The sequence below is a fragment of the Sphingobium chungbukense genome (assembly GCF_001005725.1).
Lineage (GTDB): Bacteria > Pseudomonadota > Alphaproteobacteria > Sphingomonadales > Sphingomonadaceae > Sphingobium > Sphingobium chungbukense.
In genome coordinates this window covers 992214-1016827 of record NZ_LBIC01000001.1, presented here as the reverse complement: position 1 = coordinate 1016827, position 24614 = coordinate 992214, and the positions used below count along the sequence as shown (strand labels likewise).

At 63.8% G+C, this 24614-nt stretch carries 23 protein-coding genes and 1 tRNA gene; 11 read left to right on the top strand and 13 right to left on the bottom strand.

All coding sequences use genetic code 11. From position 1 onward, the window contains the following. Positions 1–49 precede the first annotated feature (49 nt). Positions 50–1453, bottom strand: coding sequence for a helix-turn-helix domain-containing protein (locus YP76_RS05120; protein ID WP_046762439.1), 1404 nt, complete (start codon positions 1451–1453; stop codon positions 50–52). Positions 1454–1597: 144 nt separating this feature from the next. On the opposite strand from YP76_RS05120, the gene YP76_RS28145 reads away from it, so the two are divergent. Then, positions 1598–1765, top strand: coding sequence for a hypothetical protein (locus YP76_RS28145; protein WP_197707461.1), 168 nt, complete (start codon positions 1598–1600; stop codon positions 1763–1765). A 163-nt stretch (positions 1766–1928) separates the two neighbouring features. On the opposite strand, the gene YP76_RS05115 is transcribed toward YP76_RS28145, so the two are convergent. The 4 genes from YP76_RS05115 to YP76_RS05100 all read right to left on the bottom strand — a co-directional run bounded on the left by YP76_RS05115 (position 1929) and on the right by YP76_RS05100 (position 7400). Then, complete coding sequence (locus tag YP76_RS05115; RefSeq protein ID WP_046762438.1) at positions 1929–2930, bottom strand: inorganic phosphate transporter; 1002 nt, start codon at positions 2928–2930, stop codon at positions 1929–1931. 18 nt (positions 2931–2948) lie between these two features. After that, positions 2949–4064 carry a DUF47 family protein gene (locus YP76_RS05110; RefSeq protein WP_046762437.1) on the bottom strand — a complete coding sequence of 372 codons (1116 nt, stop codon included), beginning with the start codon at positions 4062–4064 and terminating at the stop codon, positions 2949–2951. A 103-nt stretch (positions 4065–4167) separates the two neighbouring features. Next, a complete protein-coding gene (locus YP76_RS05105; protein ID WP_046762436.1) occupies positions 4168–6285 on the bottom strand; it encodes a TonB-dependent receptor domain-containing protein in 2118 nt (705 codons plus the stop codon). Between the two features lie 194 nt (positions 6286–6479). Continuing rightward, entirely contained in the window at positions 6480–7400 is a 921-nt protein-coding gene (locus tag YP76_RS05100; RefSeq protein ID WP_046762435.1) for a LysR family transcriptional regulator, read from the bottom strand. A 110-nt stretch (positions 7401–7510) separates the two neighbouring features. On the opposite strand from YP76_RS05100, the gene YP76_RS05095 reads away from it, so the two are divergent. The 7 genes from YP76_RS05095 to YP76_RS05065 all read left to right on the top strand — a co-directional run bounded on the left by YP76_RS05095 (position 7511) and on the right by YP76_RS05065 (position 13328). Next, a tRNA-Gly gene (locus tag YP76_RS05095) sits at positions 7511–7584 on the top strand. A 27-nt stretch (positions 7585–7611) separates the two neighbouring features. Continuing rightward, a complete protein-coding gene (locus tag YP76_RS05090; protein ID WP_046762434.1) occupies positions 7612–7806 on the top strand; it encodes a DUF4169 family protein in 195 nt (64 codons plus the stop codon). A 171-nt stretch (positions 7807–7977) separates the two neighbouring features. After that, positions 7978–8946, top strand: coding sequence for a hypothetical protein (locus YP76_RS05085; RefSeq protein WP_046762433.1), 969 nt, complete (start codon positions 7978–7980; stop codon positions 8944–8946). Positions 8947–9132: 186 nt separating this feature from the next. Beyond that, the gene (locus YP76_RS05080; protein ID WP_046762432.1) at positions 9133–10350 is read left to right on the top strand and encodes an argininosuccinate synthase; all 1218 of its coding nucleotides are present in this window, start codon (positions 9133–9135) and stop codon (positions 10348–10350) included. Between the two features lie 140 nt (positions 10351–10490). Then, positions 10491–11120, top strand: a complete 630-nt coding sequence (locus tag YP76_RS05075) for an EF-hand domain-containing protein (RefSeq protein WP_046762431.1) — start codon at positions 10491–10493, stop codon at positions 11118–11120. Between the two features lie 124 nt (positions 11121–11244). After that, a complete protein-coding gene (locus tag YP76_RS05070) occupies positions 11245–11964 on the top strand; it encodes a response regulator (RefSeq protein WP_046762430.1) in 720 nt (239 codons plus the stop codon). A gap of 11 nt (positions 11965–11975) precedes the next feature. Further along, on the top strand, positions 11976–13328 hold the full coding sequence (locus YP76_RS05065) for an ATP-binding protein (RefSeq protein ID WP_046762655.1): 1353 nt from the start codon (positions 11976–11978) through the stop codon (positions 13326–13328). 41 nt (positions 13329–13369) lie between these two features. On the opposite strand, the gene YP76_RS05060 is transcribed toward YP76_RS05065, so the two are convergent. The 4 genes from YP76_RS05060 to YP76_RS05045 all read right to left on the bottom strand — a co-directional run bounded on the left by YP76_RS05060 (position 13370) and on the right by YP76_RS05045 (position 17084). Then, positions 13370–13963 carry a histidine phosphatase family protein gene (locus YP76_RS05060; protein ID WP_046762429.1) on the bottom strand — a complete coding sequence of 198 codons (594 nt, stop codon included), beginning with the start codon at positions 13961–13963 and terminating at the stop codon, positions 13370–13372. 2 nt (positions 13964–13965) lie between these two features. Beyond that, positions 13966–14784: a 3-deoxy-manno-octulosonate cytidylyltransferase gene (locus YP76_RS05055; protein WP_198147436.1), complete on the bottom strand. Its 819-nt coding sequence runs from the start codon at positions 14782–14784 to the stop codon at positions 13966–13968. After that, on the bottom strand, positions 14781–15788 hold the full coding sequence (locus tag YP76_RS05050; RefSeq protein WP_046762427.1) for a KpsF/GutQ family sugar-phosphate isomerase: 1008 nt from the start codon (positions 15786–15788) through the stop codon (positions 14781–14783). Before YP76_RS05050 ends, YP76_RS05055 begins: the two co-directional genes overlap by 4 nt. A 300-nt stretch (positions 15789–16088) precedes the next feature. Beyond that, on the bottom strand, positions 16089–17084 hold the full coding sequence (locus YP76_RS05045; RefSeq protein WP_046762426.1) for an NAD-dependent epimerase/dehydratase family protein: 996 nt from the start codon (positions 17082–17084) through the stop codon (positions 16089–16091). 226 nt (positions 17085–17310) lie between these two features. On the opposite strand from YP76_RS05045, the gene YP76_RS05040 reads away from it, so the two are divergent. Next, positions 17311–18426, top strand: a complete 1116-nt coding sequence (locus tag YP76_RS05040) for a GNAT family N-acetyltransferase (RefSeq protein WP_046762654.1) — start codon at positions 17311–17313, stop codon at positions 18424–18426. Positions 18427–18436: 10 nt separating this feature from the next. Further along, positions 18437–19297, top strand: a complete 861-nt coding sequence (locus YP76_RS05035) for a cupin-like domain-containing protein (RefSeq protein WP_046762425.1) — start codon at positions 18437–18439, stop codon at positions 19295–19297. Here the strand turns inward: YP76_RS05035 and YP76_RS05030 are convergent. The 3 genes from YP76_RS05030 to YP76_RS05020 form a co-directional block, all read right to left on the bottom strand. Continuing rightward, the gene (locus YP76_RS05030) at positions 19275–20333 is read right to left on the bottom strand and encodes a GNAT family N-acetyltransferase (protein ID WP_046762424.1); all 1059 of its coding nucleotides are present in this window, start codon (positions 20331–20333) and stop codon (positions 19275–19277) included. The genes YP76_RS05035 and YP76_RS05030 overlap by 23 nt on opposite strands. Before the next feature lie 57 nt (positions 20334–20390). Continuing rightward, entirely contained in the window at positions 20391–20756 is a 366-nt protein-coding gene (locus YP76_RS05025; protein WP_046762423.1) for a DUF962 domain-containing protein, read from the bottom strand. 63 nt (positions 20757–20819) lie between these two features. Next, positions 20820–21797, bottom strand: coding sequence for a serine hydrolase (locus tag YP76_RS05020; RefSeq protein ID WP_046762422.1), 978 nt, complete (start codon positions 21795–21797; stop codon positions 20820–20822). 78 nt (positions 21798–21875) lie between these two features. Between YP76_RS05020 and ung the strand changes: the two genes are divergently transcribed. Beyond that, positions 21876–22568 carry a uracil-DNA glycosylase gene (gene ung / locus YP76_RS05015; RefSeq protein ID WP_046762421.1) on the top strand — a complete coding sequence of 231 codons (693 nt, stop codon included), beginning with the start codon at positions 21876–21878 and terminating at the stop codon, positions 22566–22568. Positions 22569–22619: 51 nt separating this feature from the next. Here the strand turns inward: ung and YP76_RS05010 are convergent, their stop codons facing one another. After that, on the bottom strand, positions 22620–24611 hold the full coding sequence (locus YP76_RS05010) for a TonB-dependent receptor (protein WP_198147423.1): 1992 nt from the start codon (positions 24609–24611) through the stop codon (positions 22620–22622). Positions 24612–24614 lie beyond the last annotated feature (3 nt).

Genomic DNA, 24614 nt, shown 5'->3' with positions numbered 1-24614 from the left:
GGCTGCTTGGATCAGGCGCCAGGGGCTGAAAGCCGACGTTAACGGCCTTTCAAACCCGCCGAAACGGAAACGGCGCCACCGTCCGCTCATAGCCATGCAGATCCAGCGCCCGCGTCACCGGCGGCAGGGCGCGATCCGGGCAGCCCCGCCGCTCGCACAGATGGCAGGTCGGCCCCACCTCCGTCGCCGCCCCCTTTTCCACCTCGATCCCGTCGGCATGCACGATCCTACCCGCATGCTTCGCCTCGCAGCCGAGCGCGATCACGGAGCGTCCCCGCGCCCCACCCTCCCTCGGCAGGCCGATGGTCAGGCTGATGAAGCGCCGCCCGTCCATCGTCTCGATCAGTTGCGGGCGCACCGCGTCCGGCTCCTGCGCTTCATGCGCGTCCCAGCGCGGGCAGGTGCCGCCCAGCCGCGCAAAGGGCCAGGCCTCGCCGTCGAAGCGCTTCGACAGCAACCCCGCCCGGTCCAGCTTCGCCATGAAGAAGGGCACGCCCCGCGCCCCCGTCCGCCCCAGGCTGGTGAGGCGATGCGCCAATTGCTCCATCGACACGCCGAAGCGCGCCCGCAGCAGCGGCAGGTCGTGCCGGCTCTGCTCGGCCGCCCTGGCGAAACGGTCATAGGGCATGATCAGCGCCGCCGCCGCATAGTTGGTGAGCGCGATCCCGGCCAGGCGACGGCTGTCCTCGTCCGGCGGCCCCGCCTTCGCCACCTGGCTGCCGATCGCGTCCGCCAGTTCCTGCGCGCAAAGCTGGTATGCGATTGCGAACAGCCGTCCCGAAGAGGCCAACCGCTCGCTCAGCAACAGCCGCCGCCGGTGCATGTCATAATGGCGCAGCGTGCCCGCCAGCACATCCTCCCGCACGATCTGCACGGCCATGCCATGCCGTTCCTTCAACCGCGCCCTGATGCCCGCCTGCATGGCCGAGGGATCGTCCCCCAGTTCGCCCGCCAGCCCTTCCGCCGCCGCATCCAGCTCGGCAAAATGATTGCCCGCCCGCGATATGGTTTCGCGCAACCAGTCGATCGGCGCGTGCAACGGCGCCGCCCCGCCCGGCCCCGCGGCCACCTGCTCGGGCAGGCGCCGCAGGTCGCTGAGCGCCCGGTAGAAACGGGCGATCGCCTCGCTGACCCCCGGATAATTCTCCGCGACCTCCAGCACTTCGTCGCGGGCGATCCCGATGTCGCGCACCAGCGCATCGGACAATATCTCCCCCAGGGCGCTGGCCGCCCCCTCCTGCGTACTGGCGACGAAATCGCGAATGTCGATGTCATAGACGTTAGCCAGCCGCAGCAGCATCTGCGCGGTCAAGGGGCGTTGATTACGCTCCAGATGGTTGAGGTAACTGGGTGATACCCCCAGTTCCTCCGCCATCCGCGTTTGGTTCAGCCCCAGTTCCCGCCGCAAGACGCGTAGTTTCGGCCCGAGATAAAGCTTCCGATCATCCGCCATACTGTCACTATGTCAAATAATGACAGTATGAACAAGTCGGCTCATGACACGCCCCCACTAATCGCCCTTACCTCGCCACGACATTCATGGTTTTAAGCGGCATCCGGTCGGAACGGCCGCCACGAACACAAGAAGGGAATGCCCATGGAAACGACTGAAAGCCCCCAGCCCGCTCGCTCTCGCGCGGTGTTCAGCCAAGAGGATTTCGGCCTGATCCGCACCGCCATCGCCCATTATCTGCGCGAGGTTCAGGACAAGCCGGAATCGGTCAAATATGCCAATCTCTACCACCGCCTCGGCCGGGTGAGCTGAGCATCGTGCGGAAAAGTGGGAACCGGTTTTCCGCTCAAAACGATGCGACAACACAAGCTTGGAGTGCGCTACCTGCGTCAGATTTGACGCAGCGCGCTCTAAGCATTTAACAGGTTCAGGAGAGGAAGGGCGCGGCGGGGAAACCGGCCGCGCCCTCTTCATGTCAGAACAGGCGCACCAAGGCATAGAAGGCCGCGCCGATCCCGGCTGCGGCAGGCAGGGTCACGACCCACGCCACGATGATGCTGGACGCCACATTCCATCGCGCCGCCGACAGCCGCCGCGATGCCCCCACGCCCACGATCGCGCCGGTAATGGTATGGGTGGTCGACACCGGCACGCCCAGATGGTTCGCCATGAACAGCGTGATCGCGCCGCCCGTCTCCGCGCAGAAGCCCTGCGCCGGGCTCAGCCGCGTGATCTTCGACCCCATGGTATGGACGATCTTCCACCCGCCCAGCATCGTGCCGATGCCCATCGCCGCCTGACAGCTCAGCACCACCCAGAAGGGCACATGAAAACCGCCCGTCAGCATGCCCTGGGAATAGAGCAGGACGGCGATGATCCCCATGGTCTTCTGCGCGTCATTACCGCCATGCCCCAGGGAATAGAGCGAGGCGGACAATAGCTGCAACTTGCGGAACACCCGGTCCGCGCCCTGCGGCGTGAAGCGACGGAAGATCCAGCTCATGATCAACACCAGCAACAGCGCCAGCATCAGGCCGATGGCCGGCGACATCACGATGGCGGCACTGGTCGTGAACACCCCGCTCCATACCACGGCGGACAAACCCGCCTTGGCCGTCCCCGCGCCCAGCAGGCCGCCGATCAGCGCATGGCTGCTGGAGGAAGGAATGCCCAGCCCCCAGGTGATGAGGTTCCAGCTTATCGCCCCCATCAGCGCGCCGAAGATCACCTGCGGGTCGATGATGTTGGCATCGACAATGCCCTTCCCCACCGTCTCGGCCACATGCAAGCCAAAGAACAGGAAGGCGATGAAGTTGAAGAATGCCGCCCAGGCGACCGCATATTGCGGCTTCAAGACCCGCGTCGACACGATGGTCGCGATCGAATTGGCGGCGTCGTGCAGCCCGTTCAGAAAGTCGAACAGCAACGCGATACCGATCAGGCCGACCAGCAGCGGAAAGGCGATATGGGCTTCCATGATCTTGCTCTGGCCGGGTCAGGCGTGGTCGATGACCAGGCCGGAAATCTCGTTGGCGACGTCCTCGAAACGGTCGGTCACCTTTTCCAGATGGCTGTAGATTTCGTTGCCGACGACGAAATCCATCGGATTGCCCTGCCGCGCCTGGACATAGAGCGCCTTCAACCCTGCTTCGTGCAGAATGTCTGCATGCCCTTCCAGCTTCACCAGCCGTTCGGTCAGATCATGCAACCGCGCCGAATTGAGGTTGAGCGAGCGCAGCAGCGGCATCGCCTCCGCCGTGATCCGCGCGCATTCGACGATCAGGGCACTCATGTCCTGCATCTGGGAGGGGAATTGCTTCACCTCGAACAGGGCGATTGCCTTCGCGGTCTGATTCATCTGATCGATGGCGTCGTCCATCACGCCGATCAACCCGGTGATGGCGCTGCGATCGAACGGCGTCACGAAGATGCGACGGACATCCTGCAACACCTCGCGGATGATATCATCCGCCTCATGCTCGCGATCCGATATCTCCTTGATATGACTATCCATATCCGGCCCGCCCTTGAGCAGCCTGGCGAGCGCATCGGCACCGGCAACCAGGGTCGCCGCATGATCCTCAAACTGCTCGAAAAAGCGCCCCTGCTTGGGCATCAGCGCATGAAACCAGCGCAGCATTCCAGTCCTTTCGCTTTGCCATTCCCTGACACGCAGCAACATCCGCACGAACAGGCCCGGATCTTTCGGGGGTTCGCGGAAGGCTGCGATAATGAATTGTAGATCGGGTTCGTCGACAGCTTTCGCCGCCTCGGCCACGGGAAACCAGCGCAACTCCCGCTGCCCCTGTTCGGGCCATTGCGGCAACTGGCCCGTCACCGCCAGCGGGAACACCTCGACCGTCGCTTCGCGCACGTCGCCCTTGCGCTTTTTCTTGTCATAACGATAGCGACCGATCGGCGCCGGACAGGCGATGCCGTGAATGCCAGCTTCCTCGAACGCCTCGAGTTCGGCAGCGCGATGGCCGGCCATGCCCTTGATCCGGTTGCCCTTGGGAATCACCCAGCGCTTCGTTTCCCGCGACGTGATCAGCAGGATGCGCATCGACCCGTCGGGATCGGTCGCATAGGGAAGGGCGGCGATCTGACGCATCAACCGCCCTTATACGCCTCATGGCGCTTATGATCGAATTGTGACCATCCCTGAATCATCGGCGCCTTGTAACGAAATTGTCACATAGCGCAATCGGCGCGGATCAGATCGACAGGCGCATCGTGACACGAATGTCACGCCCCGCCAAAGGCGCATAATCTTTGAGGAAACTGGCGGCGCGCCGCGCCTCCACATCGAAGATATTGTTCGCCGACAGGCTGATGGTGGTACGGTCATTGCCCTTGAAGGGCTTTACCGACAGCGACGCGTTGACCAGCGTGAACCCGTCGGTCGGCGTTTCCGTGTCGGAAATGCGGTTCTGGGCAAAGCTATGCTCGACCTCGCCGCGCAGGCTCATCCGGTCACCCTGCAATTCCACTCCGCCAAGCAGGCGCAGCGGCGGAATGCGCGGGGCGGGGCCGGTGCCGACGATGGTGGCGCGGACATAATCGGCCACGCCGTCCATAGTGATCGCATAACCGCCGATCTGGCCGAGCTTGAGCGTGCCTTCCGCCTCAAAGCCCAGATAGCGGGCGTTGGCCTGGAGATTCTGATAGCAAGGGAAATCCAGCGGCCTGCCGCCATTGACCGCCATGCAGACCGCGTCATCGGTCAATGAATCATAGATATAGCCGTCGAACCAGTTGTGATAGGCGGACAGCGAAATCGTATAGCCACTGCCCTGCCCGCGCAGCGTGCCTTCGATGCCCCAGCTCTTTTCGAGTCCGAAAGCGGGGTTGCCCAGTTCAAAGGCCTGCGTCCCGGCATGGTTGCCGCGAGCGAAGAGCTCCTCCGCCGATGGCGCGCGCTCCGTACGCGACAGGTTCAGCCCGACACGCCAGCCCGGCACGATCTCATGACTGAAACCCAACGATCCCGACAGGGCATCGAAGCTACGGTGATAAGCCGGATTGAGCAGCGTTTCATCCGCATCCGCTCCAACCTTCGTATGTTCGTAACGGCCGCCCAGTTCGATACGGGTCGATCCCAGATCGAGGGATTGCAGGGTGAAGACGCCCAGTTGCTCGGTCTCGTTGCGCGGCAGGAATTTTTCCTCGCCATCGACGTGGAAATTGCGGACGAAATATTGCGCACCGATCGCCCCGTCCCAGCCGCCACGCTTCGCCTGCACCAGTTCCAGTCGGGATTCCATCGACTGGTTGTAGAAGGTCGTGCCGACGGCACCACTCGCCTCAATCTCCTGATGCCGATAATCGGCAAAGCCCGCGCGCAGGCGGATGGACTCCAAAAGTCCGCCATTGACCGGCAGTTCCGCGCGCAGGTCGGCACGGTCCTGCTTCATGTGCAACCGTACCTTTTCAGCCTCGCTATCGGGATCGAGCGAATAGCGCACAGGCACACCGTAGAAATTATCGGTATGCGCAACGGAAAAGCCCAGATTGCCGCCATCGGTGATCAACGCAGCACCCCCCGCCACTTCCCAGGTCCGCGCCGCGCTGTTGGGCAGTTTCCCGCGCAAATTGGCGAGGGCCGCAATGGCGGGGTCGCTGCTCGCCGCAGCCTGCGCGCGCAAGGCGGGCGTCAGGATATAATTGCCGGTGTCGAGGTCGCCGCTCTTCGAATAGCTGCCATCGAAATGCACCACGAACTTGTCGCCGATCGGCGCCTCGATTTCGCCCGATCCGGTGCGTTCATTGGCCGCGCTGCCATAGGTGGCGATGCCGTCGACATGAATCGGCTCGTCCGGGACGCGGCGCGGAATGCGGCTGTCGATCACATTGACCACGCCGCCGATCGCCGAGGAGCCGTAGAGCAGCGCAGCCGGCCCGCGCAGCACCTCGATCCGGTCGGCGGTCAGCGGGTTGATCGCCACGGCATGGTCGACCGAAGTATTGGACACGTCGAAGCTGCCGATGCCGTCGGTCAGGATGCGCACCCGCTCACCCTGGAAGCCACGCAGCACCGGGCGCGACGCATTGGGGCCGAAGGACGTGGCGGACACGCCCGGCTGGTGCGCCAGCGTATCGCCAATGGTCGGGCGCAGGTCGCGCGTCAATTCCTCGCCCGACACGACCGAAGTGCCGGACAGGATGTCGCCCTGCCTGCGCGGGATGATGGCGGTTACGACGATGTCCGCTCGTTGTTGGTCATGATAGGCCTGCGGTGCCGTATCTGCCGTGACGTCTTGGGAGAAAGCAGGAAAGGCGTAGCAAAGTGCGGACATGGCGCAACCGGCACGCAAAAGCGTGGAAGAGGACATGCGGTTCGTCATCCTTGATTCAGGGAAGAGATGGAGTGGCCTTAGCTAGTATGATATAATATATCAATACCTCTTTGCGGCAAATGGAGACGTCGGCCGCAAAATCATGCCATCCCGTCGCAAGGCCGCTCAATTTTCCGCTTTTCCTACGATTCCCTCCCACGTCAGATGATGTCATCCGACTGGGAATCCCTCTACAGAAAAAGAAATTCCGCCAGCGCCGCGGCCGCGTCCGGGCTATGCGGGTTGACAGCCTGCCGAATTTCGATTGCCGGCAAGGGCCGTTCCAACGCCACCCGCCCGATGCCCGCCATGCGTCCCAGATCGCGGGCAAGCGGACCGAAAGCCGCGAAACACCCCGCCCCCTCGCGCAGGATCGTCATGATGTCGAACAGATTGTCGGTTTCCAGGACCGGATCGCCCAACTGGACGCCGCCCGTGATAAGGGCTTCGTCGATGATCCGCCGCAGGCCGTTGCGCGGTTCCATCCTCAGCGTCGGCATGATCGCCAGTTCCTGCGGCGCGACGCTGTCCCGGCCCGATAATGGGTGGTCGGCGCCGACATAAAGATTGATCTGTTCCGACCAGCCATAGCGCGACGGCAAGCCCTCGACCTCCCCCAGCGCGTAGAAATAGGCGATGTCCGCCTTGCCCCGGCGCAGTGCGAGACCGGCTTCATCAGCCAGATGCACCGTCAGGTCGAGCGTGATGGCGACATCCTCATTCGCCGCCTCAAAGGCCGCCAAAGCGTCCTGGAAATGACCGAACACCGGGGCTGGCGCGGCCAGGACGATGGATTCGCGCGAGGGCACCGCCGAAACGGATGGAGGCGACGATTCCGGCAGCCCCGCCTCGGCTTCGTCCACCTGCCAGTTTTCGGGCTGATCCTGTGACAGCAGGGTCATGGCCTGCGCGGTTTTCCGCCCCGCGGCCGTCAACCGCGCCGCCCCCGCCAGATCATCGAACAGCCGATAGCCAAGTCGCAGTTCCAGCGACGCCAGATCGCGGGCCACGGCATCGGCGGTCAAGCCCATATCGCGCGCGCAACGCGACAGGCTGCCCGACGCCACCATCTGCGCGAATATATCCAACTGGCGCAGGGAAGGCGTGGCCATGGCCCCTGATAGTGCAAATATCGTGCGGGGTTAAGGCAGATATTGGGTGAATAGCGCTTTGCCATATTGACGAACGCGGTCCAAAGATGGCAGGGCGCTGCTCCTGACGGGCGGGTATAGCTCAATGGTAGAGCACTAGCCTTCCAAGCTTGTGATGCGGGTTCGATCCCCGCTACCCGCTCCATTTCCTTCACGGTCCCGTCGACACCCTATGGCCGATATCATCAACCTCAGGCAGGCACGCAAAGCGAAAGCGCGGGCGGACCAGACGCGCCAGGCTGAGATCAATCGCGTGAAATTCGGCCGGACGAAGGCAGAGCGTAAAGCGGAAGCGCTGGAAGAAGAACGCAAGGCAAGAATGATAGATGACGCGCACAGAGACGGTCAGAATATAAAGACGGATTAAATCTGCCTTTGTGTAACGCTCTCGATGTGAGGTCGGGAACCAATAAGACTGATGAATATCTGTTCATATTGTAGAGTTTGTTTTCCATTCATCGAACAAACACCTCCTTTTATCCGGAATGAGGCGCTTCTCCTGCGCTGAAACGGCCAGTCGGCGGGTTGATCTTCCGCTATGACTGGAAATATTCGTATCATTCGCCCGGCCGGGGCCGCGATTGCCGCTGTTCTGGCCTTCAATTCTCCGCCGCTTCTGGCGCAGACGGTCGTACCGCCCGTCACGCCGGAGGGAGTCGCTTCCCCTGCGCCGCCGCCTGCTTCCGGCCCGGTCTTTGCGCCGACGCAACCGGTGATCCAGCCGACACCGTCCGTGGACGAGCGGTTGAACGCTGCCATTACCGCTTCGAAAGCCGAAGCCGCTGCCAGGCCCGCCCCCGCGTTGAAGACCGTACCGGAAAGGGCTGTGACCGCGAAAAAGGCTGCGACTGACCGGTCTGTCGCCGACAGGGCCGCGGCCCCCGCGAAAGCGGCCGCACCGCCGCAGCCCGTCGCGAGCGAACCCGTGCGCACCCAAGCCCCCGTTGAAACGGCGGCGCCCGCTGATGCACCGCTCGCCCAAGCCCAAGCCCCGACCGCTATGGCCGGACCAGCAAAAACAAGCGAAGCGCAACGCCCCATGATCGATCCCGCATTGATATGGGCCTTGGGTGGTGGGGTGCTGATCCTCCTCGGCCTTGCTGGCGTTGCGTTGATGCGTCGCAGCAATCGCGATGAAGAGGATGCACTGGAACTCGAACCTGCCATGCCGGTCGAGGCGGAAGTGGCCCGGCCCGCCTCTCCGCCGCTGACGTCCCCCTCCGTGAACCGCCCCGTTCCGGCAAAGCCGGTCAGCACCGACAACCGTCTGGAGGCGATGGTCGCCGCCCCGCCCAGCCCGGAGAACCCGTTCCAGACCCATGCCAAGCGGATGACTCGGGCAAAATTCCTGCTCGCCCAGGAGGAGAAGGCTCAGGCCGCACCCACCAAGCCGGAAAACCCGGCGCCCGTCGCCTACCCCGCCGTTCAGGAGCATAATCAGACGGTCTATCGTTTCGGATCGGATCGCACGGGACGAAAGACCCTGTTCAACCCACGGCCCAGTTGAACTAGGCCCAGTTAAACAGGGGCCGGTCAAAAATCGCTGGATTTACAGCGCAGGGGGACGCCGCATCATCAGCGGCGTCCCCTTTCTTGTGCGGACTCGGTTGCACTTGCGCGCCCGGCCTGATACCGGCCCGCCGGTAATTTCCTGGCCTTTGCCGGCCAGCTTTTGAGGAAAGTCGCCCAAGCCATGTCCGACAAGATCAACCGCATCGTTCTTGCCTTCTCGGGGGGGCTGGATACCAGCGTGATCCTGAAATGGCTGCAACAGACCTACCAGTGCGAGGTCGTGACCTTCACCGCCGACCTTGGCCAGGGCGAGGAACTGGAACCCGCCCGCGCGAAGGCCCGGCTGATGGGTGTCAAGGAAGAGCATATCTTCATCGACGACCTGCGCGAGGAATTCGTGAAGGATTATGTCTTCCCGATGATGCGCTCCAATGCGCTCTATGAAGGCCTCTATCTGCTCGGCACCTCGATCGCGCGGCCGCTGATCGCCAAGCGCCAGATCGAGATCGCCAGGCAAGTCGGCGCCGACGCCGTGTCGCATGGCGCGACCGGCAAGGGTAATGATCAGGTCCGTTTCGAACTGGGCTATTACGGCCTGGCCCCAGACATCAAGGTGATTGCGCCGTGGCGCGAATGGGACCTGACCAGCCGTACCAAGCTGATCGAGTTCGCGGAACAGCACCAGATTCCGATCCCGCGCGACAAGCGTGGCGAAAGCCCCTTCTCGACCGATGCGAACATGCTGCACACCTCGTCCGAGGGCAAGGTGCTGGAGGACCCGTGGGAAGAAACCCCGGACTATGTCTATTCGCGCACGGTGAACCCGGAGGATGCGCCCGACGCGCCCGAATATATCACCATCGACTTCGAGCGTGGCGATGGCGTCGCGATCAACGGCGTGGGCATGTCGCCCGCAACGCTGCTCGAAACCCTCAACGAATATGGCCGCAAACATGGCATCGGTCGCCTCGATCTGGTCGAGAACCGTTTCGTCGGCATGAAGTCGCGCGGCATGTATGAAACGCCGGGCGGCACCATCTATCACCTCGCCCATCGGGGTATCGAGCAGTTGACGCTCGACCGCGGTGCCGCGCACCTCAAGGACGAACTGGCGCCCAAATATGCCGAGCTGATCTATAACGGCTTCTGGTTCTCGCCCGAACGCGAAATGCTTCAGGCCGCGATCGACTACAGCCAGGAGAAGGTGACCGGCACTGTCCGGATGAAGCTCTACAAGGGTGGTGTCCAGGTCGTCGGCCGCAAGTCGCCCAACAGCCTCTACAGCGAGAAGGTCGTGACCTTCGAGGATGATGCAGGCGCCTACGACCAGCGCGACGCAGCGGGCTTCATCAAGCTCAATGCGCTGCGTTTGCGTCTGCTCGGCCGCCGGGACCGCTGACGACGATCTCCGTCACCCACCCGATACAAATTGCGACATTTTATCGGATGACGTGACAAATTTGCGGGACAAAACTCCCCCATAAGCGTCTTCAAGGACGGCAGGGCGCCGTTCGTGACACACGCTTTGAAGGAAGACCCATGATCCGCAAATTCATAACCACGGTGGCACTGGGCTCGCTGTTCGTCGGCGGGCTCGCTGCTTCTCATCTGGCTTTCGCACAGGATGATGGTCCCGGTCGCCATTTCGGCCATGGCGGCCCGCGCGGCGGCATGTTGATGATGGCCGACGCCAACAAGGACGGCAGCGTCACCAAGGCCGAACTGACCGCTGCACTAGAAGCCCGCTTCGCCAAGCTCGACGCCAACAGGGACGGCAAGATCGACCAGGCCGATCGCGACATCCTTCGCCAGCAGCGCCTCGATGCGCGCTTTGCCGCGATGGACACGGACAAGAACGGCCAGATCAGCAAGGCGGAATTCGTCGCCGGGCATCAGGGCCGCATGGGCAAGCCCGGCGGATCCGAAGGCCGGGGTTGGGGCCATCGTGGTCCGGGCCGGGGCATGATGCCCGGCGGTCCTGACGGCGACATGAAGAAGGACGGTGCCATCACCAAGGTCGAATATATGGCCCGCCCGCTCGCCATGTTCGACAAGGCCGACACCAACCATGACGGCAAGGTGACGGCGGACGAAATGAAGGCGGCGCGTGAAGCGTTCCGCGACGGCTGGAAGGACCGCAAGGCGCCGACCCCGCCGCCCGCCAACTGAAGCGAACCTCTGCCGGCGCGCGACAATCCCTCCCCCTTCCCACAGCGCGCCCGCAGTGACGTGAAGGGCGAAGGCCGGACCTTCGCCCTTCCAACCCACCCAAAGCCATGGCAAGAAGCCGAACATGAGCGAACGTCCCCATCTGCTGCTCGTCGACGACGAGCGCTCGATCCGCGAGCCGCTGGCACAATATCTCGTGCGCAACGGCTTTCGTGTCACGGCAGTCGAAAATGCGGCCGAGGCGCGGATACGATTGAACGCCAACGCGATCGATCTGGTTGTGCTGGACATCATGATGCCCGGCGAGGATGGGCTGTCGCTGTGCCGGCATATCCGCGAAACCAGCGAGATTCCGGTCATCCTGCTCACCGCGAAATCGGAAGAGACGGACCGCATCGTCGGGTTGGAAATGGGCGCCGACGATTATGTGCTGAAGCCCTTCTCCCCCCGCGAGCTGGTGGCGCGGATCAAGGTGATCTTCCGCCGCGTCGCCACCGGGGGTCAACGCGTCACGGCACCGGACGGCGCAACCTATGCCTTTGCCGGATGGCTTCTCAAGACGCAGGAACGCACGCTGGTCGATAGCGAAGGTGTGTCGCTACCGCTGTCGACCGCCGAATATAATCTGATGCTGGCCTTTACCACGCGCCCCAATCAGGTGCTGAGCCGCGACCAGCTGCTCGACATCACCCAAGGGCGAGAGGCCAATGCCTTCGACCGCGCGATCGACAACCAGATAAGCAGGCTGCGCAAGAAGATCGAACCCGATCCCAAGGCCCCGACGCTGATCAAGACCGTATGGGGCGGCGGCTACACCCTGTCCGCCGATGTCCGCAAATTATGATGGCGAAGGCTTTGAAGCGCCTTCGCCTCTGGCCACAGGGGCTCGTCGCGCAGATCATCATCCTGGTGGCGATTGCGCTGTTCGTGGCGCAGGCGATCAACTTCGCCCTGCTGCTGCGCGAACGGACGCGGATAGAGTTGACGGCGCAGACGGCGCCGGGCGTCTATCGGATCGTCGATGCGCTGGACAATCGCCCGAACAGGCGCAGCGGGGAGGATGGCGACCGCCGCCGCGTGCAGTTTCTGACGCAGGCGCCCGCCTTGCAGGGTATGCCGCGGCCGGACGTGGAGCGGCGCGCGACAGCGATGTTCGCTGATATCGGCCTGACGATTCGCTCCGTTCGCGTGGTGGAGGAAAGCCAGCCCCTGCCCATGCGCCGTTGGGACAATTTCCGTCTGCGCGCGGCGGGCGAAAGACCGCATGATATGCGCATGGCGCGACTGGTGATGGTCGCGGAATATGAACCGGGCAAATGGGCCATGACGCAAAGCCGAATCGGCGCACGGCAGCCACGCTTTGGCGGCTGGCTGGTGGGTCAGACGTTGATCCTCTACGCCATCGTACTCGTCCCTCTGCTCTGGGTGGGGCGCAGGCTGGCGCGGCCGCTGCGACAACTGACCCGCTCCGCAGAACAATTCGCCCGCACCGGCTCCGCCGATCCGGTGGAGGAACGCGGGCCGGGCGATGTACGCCAGCTTACCACGGCGTTCAATGCGATGCGCAGCCGCATCTTCGCGATGTTGAATGAGAAGGACCGGATGCTGGGCGCGATCGGCCATGATCTGCGAACACCGCTGGCGTCGCTCAGAGTACGCACCGAATCGGTCGAGGATGAAGGCGAACGCGCCCGCATGTCCGAAACCATCGACGAAATGAATCGGATGCTGGAGGATATATTGTCGCTGGCCCGGGCGGGCCGCAGCAGCGAGGCGCGGCAGAAGGTGGACCTGTCGGCGCTGGCCGATGCGGTCGTGGAGGATTTTCTGGAACTGGGGTCGCCGGTCGAACTGGCCGACAATGAACGCGCGGTCGCCACTGTACGCCCGCAGCAGATTCGCCGGGCGCTGCGCAATCTGATCGAGAATGCCATCGTCTATGGCGAACGGGCGCATGTTTCGGTCGAACATGGCGACAGCATGATCCGGTTGATCGTCGCCGATGAAGGGCCCGGCATATCCGAGGATCGGATGGAGGAGATGATGGAACCCTTCACCCGGCTGGAGGGCTCACGCAACCGGGAAACGGGGGGCGCGGGCCTGGGACTTGCACTGGTCCGGGCGATCATGACCGAACATGGCGGCGCCTTGCGGCTCGCCAATCGGCCGCAAGGCGGTTTGGAGGCCAGTCTGGTTCTGCCGGCCTGAGCCATCCGTTTTTTGGTCAGAAGTGGCGTTCACCCGGACGGCTATTCAGGGCGTTGATCCCAACCGACAAGCTGAGGCCTGCCTGCTTCGTCAATCGCCACCTCGCCAAAAGCCCCCGTGCGCAGTTTGAGCGAAGCAAGCGGCAGGCCCAGCGCAAGCAGTGCGAAACGGGCCGCGCCGTTGCTGGTGACGAGCAGTTCGGTTCCCTCTCCCGCTTGCGCGAACCAGTCTTTCCAGGCGGCAATCCGGGCTTCGGCGTCCACTGTCCAGCCATGTGGCGCCATCGCCTTCTCATCCCAATCGGCCAGGGCTCCGGACCCCAGGCGGGCAAGCACTTCCGCCTCCGGCCGTCCTTCATCAGGGCCGTGATCGATCTCGTTGAGCCAGGGAAGCGCGCCATCGATGGACTTGCCGGTGGCAGCGGCGATGCGATCGGCGGTTTCCCTTGCCCGAAGAAGGGGGCTGATGTGGAGACGACGGATGGGAAGTGCGCGAGCAGCGAAATGCTGGCCGAGGCGATCGGCCTGGACCCTGCCGCTCTCCACCAGGGGGATATCCGTCCCAGCGCCGATACGACAAGCCTCGGCGCTGCTTTCGAATGTGTTGCCATGGCGAATGATGAAGACGCGGCGCATGTCTAGCATGGCTGGAGGGGCGGAGTCGGATCGCCATGGACCGCGATCAACGCCTCCACACGGGTGATGTCGGCTTCCGTGTCGATGCCGGAACTGTCGAAACGTGGCGGCTCTACGGGAACCGTCGTGACGGGGATACCGAGTTCCAGCAGGCGCAGTTGTTCCAACCCCTCCAGATTTTCGAGGGTGGAAGGCGGCGTGGCTTCGAAACGCGCCAGCGCATCAAGCGTGTAGCCATAAAGGCCGACATGCCGCCAGACAGGCGAAAGCGGCTGGCTCTGGCGCAAGGCCTCCTCGTTGCGGATGGCGGGGATGATATTTTTCGAAAACCACAGAGCACGTCCATCGGGCGCGCGGGCGCAGGTCGTGCCGCTGAAGGGCGAGCGGATCTTGTGCGTGCGCAAGGCATCGAGCGCCGGCCAGTCAAGCGCAATCACCGGCGTCGCCACCTCTGCCCCCTCCTCCAGCGACGCGATGACGGCGCGCAGTGCGCCCTCCGGCTGAAAAGGCGAGTCTCCTTGCAGATTGACGACATATCGGGGCGGCGTCGCGCATTGGCGTGCCGCCGCCAGCGCCCGGCCGGAGCCGGTGGCAATATCACTGTCGGTCATTGCCGCCTCGCAACCGGCCTCCCGCGCATGGGCCGCGATGGCCTCATCGTCCGTCGCCACCACCAGTTGCGCGTCGGACAAACCGGCAGTGGCGGCGCGCGCCATGGCTATGGTCCGATGCAGCAGCGTCCGCCCCGCAATCAGGCGCAGCGGCTTGCGCGGCAGACGGGACGACCCTGCTCGCGCGGGAATGACGACCGCTATGCTCAGGCGACGCCTGCGTGCAGCAGATCATGCATATGGATAGCCCCGACCAGCCGTTCCTTTTCGCACACGAAAAGCAGGGTGATATTATGGTCGTGCATCAGTCGAAGCGCTTCGGACGCCAGTTCCTCCGGCCCGACCGAGAGCGGGGATTCAGTCATGTAACGCCCGACCGGCTCGTTCATGTGCCGCGTCCCGGTGACGGTGCGGCGCAGATCGCCGTCGGTGAAGGCGCCGATCAGTTCGCCCCGGCCATTGACGACCGCGGTGCCGCCGAGCCGGGCACGGGTCATTTCGATGGTGGCGTCCAGCAGCGAGGCATCCTCCTGGACACGAGGCACCTCACCTCCCGAGGCCATGAGTTCGCGTACCTTGATCAATTGCGCGCCCAGCCGGCCATTGGGATGGAATGTGTGGAAATCGTCCGCTGAAAAGCCCCGCATCTCCATCAGGGCGATGGCCAGCGCGTCGCCAAAGGCCATCTGGATCGTGGTCGAGGTCGTCGGCGCCAGCGAATTGGGGCAGGCTTCCTTCACGTTGGGCATCAGGACGCAAATGTCCGACGCCGCGGCAACCGTGCTCTCCGCCCGCGCGGTCATCGCCAGCAGCGGTATGGCGAAGCGCTTGCAATATTGGATGATGGGTCCCAATTCGTGGGACTCGCCGGAATGGGAGAGCATCAGCACGACGTCGTCCGGCGTCACCATGCCCAGATCGCCATGACCCGCGTCGGCCGGGTGGAGGAAGATGGCCGGTGTGCCGGTGGAAGTCAGCGTCGCCGTCATCTTCCGCGCGACGATACCGCTCTTGCCCATGCCGGTGACGATCACGCGGCCACGGACATTCATGACAAGGCCGACCAGACGCAGGAAGGTCGCGGCAAATTCGCGATCGGTGAACTTATCTTCGAGGGCGTTCAGCCCCTCCGCCGCAATGGATAAGGTACGGCGTGCACTTTCTGCGATGCGCCCGCCCGAACCGAATGGCACGATTTTCGATACTGTCGACACGCGTAAGCCCTTTTATTCCATATATCGCCGCCGCTTTGCGCTGCTGACGATCATGGCGACGGACCACCGCCCCACGGTGCACCGCCCTATTTTCGTTCCGCGACCCGACCGGCCTGAATGAGCCGGAACCCGGGCATGATGGATAGGCATCTTCCCCCAGTTCTGGCAAACGCTTTCGCAGGTGCGAACCAACTTTTACGGGTATTTCATACCACAATGGACAAAAAAGCGACCAATCACGGAAATCGACGGTGAACTGCGGAACCTTTTGGCTCCAATCCGGTTCTTGGCGCTCGTCCTTCAGCCGTGATAGGCGCGATACCACTCCACGAAACGCGGCACTCCGATCTCGATCCCCGTGGTCGGTGCGAAACCGATGTCCTGGGCGATCGCGCTGATATCAGCATAGGTTGCGGGCACGTCACCCGGCTGCATCGGCTGGAAGTCGATCTCAGCCTTCCGGCCGCAGGCTTCCTCCAGAATGGCGATGAGGTGCATCAGTTCCTCTGGCCGGTTGTTCCCGATATTGTAGAGCCGATGGGGCGATCGACTGCCACCGGCCTTGGGCGCGCCATCATCCTCCGGCGCATGGTCGAGGCAGCCGACCACGCCGCTCACGATATCGTCAATATAGGTGAAGTCGCGCTGCATCCGGCCGTGGTTGAAGACCGGGATCGGCTGGCCGGAGAGGATCTTGGAGGTGAAGATCCACATCGCCATGTCCGGCCGCCCCCAGGGACCATAGACGGTGAAGAAGCGGAGGCCCGTCATCGGGATGCGGAAGAGATGGGCGTAGGTCTCGCTCATCAACTCGTCCGCCCGCTTGGTCGCTGCATAGAGCGAGACGGGATGGTCCGCCCGGTCCTCGACCCGGAAGGGCAGCGTGTCGTTGCCGCCGTAGACCGAGGAGGAAGAGGCGTAGACCAGATGCCGCACCCGCCGCTCACGCGCGACTTCCAACATGTTGACATGACCCGCCAGATTGGAGCGGACATAGGCGTGGGGATTGATGAGCGAATAGCGCACGCCCGCCTGCGCACCCAGATGGATGATCGCATCGATGGGATGATCGTGCAGCGCGCCCTGCAAGGCATCCATGTCCGCGAAGTCGAGCTCGGCAAAGGTGAACAGGCCGCCATGACGCTCCTGCAACGCGGCGATCCGGTCGCGCTTGAGCGAAACCGGGTAATAATCGTTCATATTGTCGATGCCGAACACGGCCCGCCCGTCGGACAGCAGCCGGTCCGCCACGGCCATGCCGATGAAACCGGCAGCACCGGTCACGAGGATTGTCATGCGGCCTTGTTCCTGTCTTGCGCGTGGGGATTCGCAGGTCCCCTTCCACTGCATGCTTCACAACCAATAGCACGCGCGATGTAAAGGGCTTTCCCCATAAGCCCCGCATCGGTTCCAAAAATTGATCATTCCCTCAGCCGCATTTTCCGGTGCTTCGGCCGGCAATCCTTCTGAAAATGCAGGCAGATTAGCCTTTCCCTAATCATTGCCACCTATGGCAGGCACCATGGACATGGCTTCCCATCCCGCCTTTTCGGCCGCGCGCGCCTATATGCCGGCCCAGCGCACGCGCTGGGCCGCGCTGGCGGAGGAAGCGGCGGAACCCAACGCCTTCTATATGCCGGACATGCTATGCGCGGCACTGGATCATCTGGCCGACGACATCGGTGTGCGGGTGCTGGAAGCGCAGCAGGACGGGGTGTTGATCGGACTGATGCCGGTCGTGGTCACGCCGCGGCATGGGCGATTGCCGATCGGCTGCGTCACCAATTGGATGCATGACCATTGCTTCTTCGGCGCACCGTTGATCCGGCGGGGCGACGAGGTAGCGGCCTGGCGGGGTTTGTTGGAGCAGCTTGACAGCGCGCCCTGGGCGCCGGGGTTCCTCCATCTGCGCGGACTGGACGCGGCGGGGGCGAACGCAGCGGCGCTGGAGGCGCTCTGTGTCGAGCAGCGGCGCGGGCGGCATGAGATCCATCGCCATGACCGGGCGATGCTGCGATCGGATCTGGATGCCGACAGCTATTGGGAAACGAATGTCCGATCCAAGAAACGCAAGGAATTGCGTCGCTTGCAGAAGCGGCTGGCCGATATGGGAACGGTCGAGAGCCGGTTGCTGAGCGACGAGGCGGAGCTGGCCGGTTGGTGCGGCGAATTTCTGGCGCTGGAAGCGTCAGGCTGGAAGGGATCGGAAGGAACGGCCCTGGCCTGCAAGGCTGATGATGCCGCGTTCTTCCGGGCAGCCTGCGCGGCGGCATTCGAGGGTGGACGCCTGCATTTCCTGCGGATGGACCTCGACGGCCGCGCGATCGCCATGCTGGTCAATTTCCGCCATGGCGCAGGCGCCTTTTCGTTCAAGATCGCCTTTGACGAGCAACTGGCGCGTTTTTCGCCGGGCGTGCTGATCGAAATCGCCAATCTCCATGCGGTGCAGGGCGATCCCCGCATCGAATGGATGGATAGCTGCGCGGCGGCGGATCATCCGATGATTGACAGCCTGTGGGCGGAACGGCGGACCATAACCCAATATCGCATCGCCTTGCGCGGGGCGGGCCGGAACGCCGCCTTTGCATTGGCGAACGGCTTGGAGACGCTGGGGCGGCGCCTCAAGGGACAGGGCTGAAAGGACAAGGATGAACGCGCACGGTCATGTTGCGGCTGCGGTCTTTCCCGACGAGGCACGAGCCGCCTTTGCAGCGGCTTATCCGGATCAGGCGGCAAAGCTCGGCCACGGGCTGGTGGGACATGAACTGCTGACGTTGGAAGCCCTGGCCGAACTGGCGGAGAGGATGCCGGCGGCCTCGGTCGAATATAATCTGGGGGCATTGCCTTTGGGCGTCCGGCCGGAGGATACGCCCGGCAACGGGCTGACACTGGGCGAGACGATCCGCACCATAGAAACCAACGGCAGTTGGGCGGTGCTGAAGAATGTGGAAAGCGACGCCGCCTATGGCGCGCTGCTTGACCGGGCGCTGGGCGAGCTGGCGCCGCTGGTCGATCGCCGGACCGGCCCGATGCTGCACCGGGAGGCGTTCATCTTCCTGTCTTCGCCGGGAAGCGTGACGCCTTTCCACATGGACCCGGAACATAATATCCTGCTCCAGATCAGGGGACAGAAGACCATGACGGTCTTCCCGGCGGGCGACGAGGAACTGGTGCCCGCGATCCAGAGCGAAAGCTTCCATGCGGGTGGGCACCGCAATCTCGACTGGCGGGATGCTTTCCGGGATCGCGGGACGGCGGTGACGCTGCTGCCGGGCGACGCGATCCATGTGCCGGTGAAGGCGCCGCATTTCGTGGAAAACGGGTCGTCGGTGTCCGTCAGCCTGTCCGTCACCTGGCGGTCGGAACGCAGCGTGGCGGAAGGCGAGTTGCACAGTTTGAACGCCTTGCTGCGGCGTCGGCGGCTGCCGACCGGACAGATCGGCCCTACGCCCGAAACGCAGGGCGTGCGGCGGCTTGCCTATCGCATCATGCGGAAGCTGGGCGTTTAAGGATTTTCCGGAGAATGGCTTCCGCCTCCAACCGGGGACTGAAGCGATCGATCTGCCACCATTCCAGCGCCTCCTGCCGGGTGGCGAGGCTTTGTTTGTAGCGATCCTTCCCGGCCAGCAGGGAATAGAGCATCAGGCCGCGCCCGGCATAATGGTCGACGGCGGCGGCGTGGCACAGCAGGCCCGGCTTGTCCTTGGCGCTGCGCGGCGCCGCAAAGGCGGACTGGTAATTCATCGCAGCGCCGCCATGGATGAAGTTCAGGAGGAAGCCGACCGAACCCTCGCCATCGGTCAGGCGGAGCAGTTCCACGGCATCGTCCCCTCGGGCCGCGAGCATGGCGACGAAACGACAGAAGGCTTCGTCGTCCCACGCATTATCGGCATGACGGCCCGCGTTGAGCGATCGCATCTCCGCAAGCCAGGGATCGATGTCGGCTGGCGTCGCAGCGGCAATGGCGGGAAGCGCGCCGCCATGCTCCCGGATCGCGCGGCGGATCTGGCCGCGGCTGTTGGAACTGAGCAACGACAGATAATCGGAAGCACGAACCGCTTCGAGATCGATCTGATAGACCGGTGACAGATCGAGGCGGGTCTTGCGGCGGGCGGCAATCTCCAACAATGGCGAACCGGGGGAAAGGCCGCTGAAGCGCAAGGTGCGCCAGTCATTGCGCCTCTGAAGCGCCCGGAGAGCCGCCTCGATGGCCTGACCTTCCTTGCCCCTGGCCGTCAGCAGTCCATTATATTCGACGAAGGGGCGGTCGGCGACCGCGTTACCCGACTGGTTCAACGACAGGGTAGCGCTTGGCCCCAGCAGCCGGGGCTGCATGGCATGACCGAACAAGGCAAGCGCGACATCTCGCCCCAGCCCGTCGGTGACGGCCAACAATTCGGGTCGGATATCATAGCTTTCCAGCCAAGCGCCCGTCCATGTCCAGCCAAGGAAGAAACTGGACTCGGCACGGGCCTCCAGCGCCTGCCAGCGGGAACCGAGAGCCGCAAGATCGGGCAGGCGGGTGAACTCAGCGGTGAGAGCCATGGCCCGCCCTTGTGGCAGAGCGGCGCCCTGGGTCAAGCGGCCAGCATCAAGCGGCGCTTACAGTTCCCGGCGAAGGCGTGGGTCGACCGAACCGTCGGGGCGGACGCCCGCACCGGCCAGGTCCTTCTTCATGCGTCCGGTCAGGAAGCGGAACCACATCACGAAATCGGCGCGCAGCGACCAGAGCGGATAGCGGAAGGTCGCCGGACGGTTATGCTCGATCAGGCTGTGGCCGAGCCATGCGAAGCCGTAACCGGCGAGCGGCAGAGCGGGGACCATCCACCATTGCCCGGCGACCGGCAGGGACGCGATCAGCACTATGACGATACTGGTGCCCGCATAGTGCATCGCCCGCGTACCGGCATGGGCATGTTCCTGAAGATAATAGGGCCAGAAGTCCTGAAATGCCGCCTTATCGTCCATGGCGCTCCCTCTCCCTTTACCCGGAGGCTATCGGGAAAGCTGATCGATGTTAAGCCCGATGCGTCAGGCCGTGTGCCGATCGGGGGCAAACAGGAAATAGTCATACGCGGCCCGCGCCGCTTCGGCCATGATGCGGTCGCGCATCTGATGCCCCTTATAATCCTTCATCACGAAAACCGTAATGGCGAACAGGCGCCCGTCGGGCAGCGTGACGATGCCCGCATCATTGCCGAGGCCGTTCAGCGTCCCTGTCTTGTGCGCGATCCGGGTGCCGGGCGGCAACATGGCGCGCAGCCGGTCCTTGCCGGTCCTGCATCGCTCCATGATCGACAGCAGCATCGCCGTGCTCTGCGGTTTCAGCGCCTTGCCGGTACGGATCGCGACCAGAAGGTCATCCATGGCACGCGGCGTCGCGGTGTCGCGCGGGTCCGTGGCGAAGCCGAGATTGGGCATGTCCCGCGCATCCCGCTGGGCAGCGGAGAGGCCGGATTCCATCGCGGCTTCATCGCCCAGGACGGCGCCGGGGAGCTTCGCGCGGGCGAGCAGGTCGCGCGTGTTGCTGTCGACGCGCAGGTTCCTGACTCCGATCGCGCGAACCCAGTCATTGACCGCCTGCGGACCGCCCGCGCGGGCGACCAGCGCATCAGTCGCTTCATTGTCGCTAAGGGTCAGGCTCATGTCCAGCAGGGTGCGCACCGGCAGCGGACGGCCAAGGCGGACGAGCGTTTCGTCGAGGCTGAGGCTGCCCGCGTCGAGCAGCGAGAAGATCTTGCCCGCCACTGCGACCTTGTAGGTACTGGCCATCGGGAACAGCGTGTCGCCATTATAGGCCAGCGTCTCACCCGTGCCGAGATCACGCACCGCTATGCCCACAGTGCCGTCGGTCAACGTGGCGAAGCGGGCGAATTCCGCCATCAGGCGGGACTCGGCGCTTTGCTGCACCGGGTTGGGGGTCGGCCCGAAGGCGTCGGCGGTCGGCAACGGGGCAAGGAACAGCCCCAGAAAGGCGCAATAACGGCTGGCGGTGCGGAAACGTGGCATCCCTTCCCTTTTCCCGATTCGCGGCCTCAGGGCAAGCGCTGTTGACAGCGGTTCGGCGAACAGTTCATCACGCCTGGCATGAGCGACACCATCAAGCTGGACGAGAGCTGGCGCGCGCCGCTGCTCGGGGAATTTGCAAGTCCTTACATGCAGGGGCTGAAACGATTCCTGGAGGCGGAAAAGGCTGCGGGCAAGCGCATCTTTCCCAAGGGCGGCGAATATTTCCGGGCGCTGGACCTGACGCCACTCGACAAGGTGAAGGTGGTGGTGCTGGGGCAGGACCCCTATCATGGCGAGGGGCAGGCGCACGGCCTGTGCTTCTCGGTAAAGCCGGGGGTGCGCACGCCGCCGTCGCTGGTCAATATCTACAAGGAATTGCAGAGCGATCTGGGCCTGACGCCGCGCCGCCATGGCTTTCTGGAGCATTGGGCGGAGCAGGGCGTGCTGTTGCTGAACAGCGTGCTGACGGTGGAGATGGGCAAGGCCGCCTCGCACCAGAAGCGTGGGTGGGAGCAGTTCACCGACGCGATCATCCGGCTGGTCAACCAGAAGAGCGAGCCGGTCGTGTTCCTGCTGTGGGGCGCCTATGCGCAGCGGAAGGCGGATTTCGTCGACGGCAAGCGGCATCTGGTGCTGAAGGCGGCGCACCCCTCGCCGCTCTCCGCACATAACGGCTTTGTGGGGTGCCGGCATTTCTCGCAAGCCAATGCCTTCCTCGAGGAGAAGGGGCGCGGGTCGATCGATTGGGGATTGCCCGAGGCCGTGGCCTGAAGCGGTAAGGTCAAGGTGATGGGCTCCTGCGCAGGCAGGAGCCCATCATGTCTAGAAATAGAGCTTCGCGCCCAATCTTAGCGTGCGCGGTTCCATCACCCGGCTGAGACGCCCTTCGACCGGCGCGCTGTCGAAAGCGGGAACATAGGATTCGTAATGATAGGCGATGTCCTTGTCCCGGCTGTCGAAGATATTGAGCAACTCGCCGTAAAGCTCGATCCGCTTCCCCTTCCAGGCAGCGCGGGCGTTGACGACCGTGCTTCCCTTGTCCCGCATGCTGTTGTCCTCGATCAGCGGATAGGGGCCGAGATGGCGCAGGCGGATACTCGCTTCCCACGGGTCCAGGATGATCGCCGCGCCCGCCGACGCTGCGTTTTCGAAGGCGTTGGGAATGCGGTCGCCATTGTCGTAGCGCGAATGGCTGGCGGTATAGTTGCCGTCCAGCGCGAGCCAGGGGAACGGGCGCCAGAAGGCGACCAGTTCATAGCCGCGCCGCCTGCTCGCGCCGGTCGGCTCGACCGCGTTGCTGTCGCCCACGAAACGCAGTTCGCTGCCGACATCCAGCCACCAATAGGTCGCGGTGAACGAGAGGCTGCCAAGTTGGATGCGCCCGCCCAGTTCCTTGCCGGTGCCGCGCACCAGCACCGGGACGGGCGTTTCCACATTGACCGCGCCGCGCACGTCGTTGGAATGGAAGCCCCGGCCCCAATTGGCGTAGAATTCCAGATGCGGCGTGACCCGGTAGGCGACCGACGCCTTGGGCGAAAGGATGCCGTCATGGCCGCTGCCCGTGCCCAGCGCCTGCGCGGACGCATCGCCGGCGCGGACGCTGTAATGATAATAATCGCCGCGCAGCCCGCCGATCAGGCGAAGGCCAGGCAAGGGTTGCCAGTTCGCCTCACCATAGAGGGCGACCGACAGTTCCTCGACATGATAGCGGCCGAGCGAGAAGAGGAATTGCCGGTCGGCGCTGCGGTCGACGCCGACATTGCCGATATGGTCGAGGCGGTTTTCGGTGCCGATGCTGAGAGTGAACGTCGGGGCGACGGTCCAGTTCTTCGCTGCCGTGAAGCCAGTGATCCAGCGGCGGTCATATTGGCGGATCTGCGCGCTCGTGCCATCAGAATCGGCATAGGTGGGATTGCTGAACATCGACCAGTCGTAGAACTGGACATAGGCATTGGCGCGCCAGTCCGGCTGGGTGACGGCGATATTGCCGACGATCCGCGTGGTTTCGCCCCGCGCCGAGGCATCGGGCGAGCAGAATATATCCTTGCAGACCGAAGAACCGATGATCCGTTCGGGAATCTGCTCGGTCGGGCGCCAGGTGCCGCGATAGGCGTGAAGGGTCGCGTCCAGTTCGCCCGCGCCAAGCGGCAGGCGATATTTGGCAAAGCCGCTATAGTGGCGCAGATGCTCCGCCTCTTCCCACGGACCGTCATAGCGCTTGGCCTGCGCCACCAGCGTCAGGTCGCCGGGGCCGACGCCCTCGATCGTGCCGCCCGCCGCCAGACGGCGTGAGCCGTAGGAGCCGGCTTCCGTGGCGATCCACGGCCGTGCAAAGCCGTCGATGGTGGTCATGGCGGCCGCGCCTGCCAGCGCGAAATCGCCGCCATCGGCGCGATAGGGGCCTTTACGGAAATCCTCGCGCGCGACGATCTCCGGGATCAAGCCGTTGAGGTCGAGATAGCCCTGGCCGTGACCGTGCGAGCGGAAATTCATCTGCACACCGTCGATATAAGTCGTGAAGTCCGATCCATGATCGAGGTTGAAGCCGCGCAGGAAATATTGATTGGCCTTGCCGCTGCCCGAATGTTGGGCAGCGACCAGGCCGGGCACCGCCTCGAGCAGTTCGGCGACGCGCAGCAGCGGACGCACGAGCAGGTCGGCGCCGCCGACGCTCCCCTCGCTCGCGGCATGGGCGACGCCGATCTTTTCCTCGCCCCGGCCGAAGACGACGATATTCGTTTCCGCCGCTTCCCCGGCAGCGGGCATCTGGGCCAGCACCGGCTGGGTGACGCCCGCGGCCATCAACAGGGCCATCAA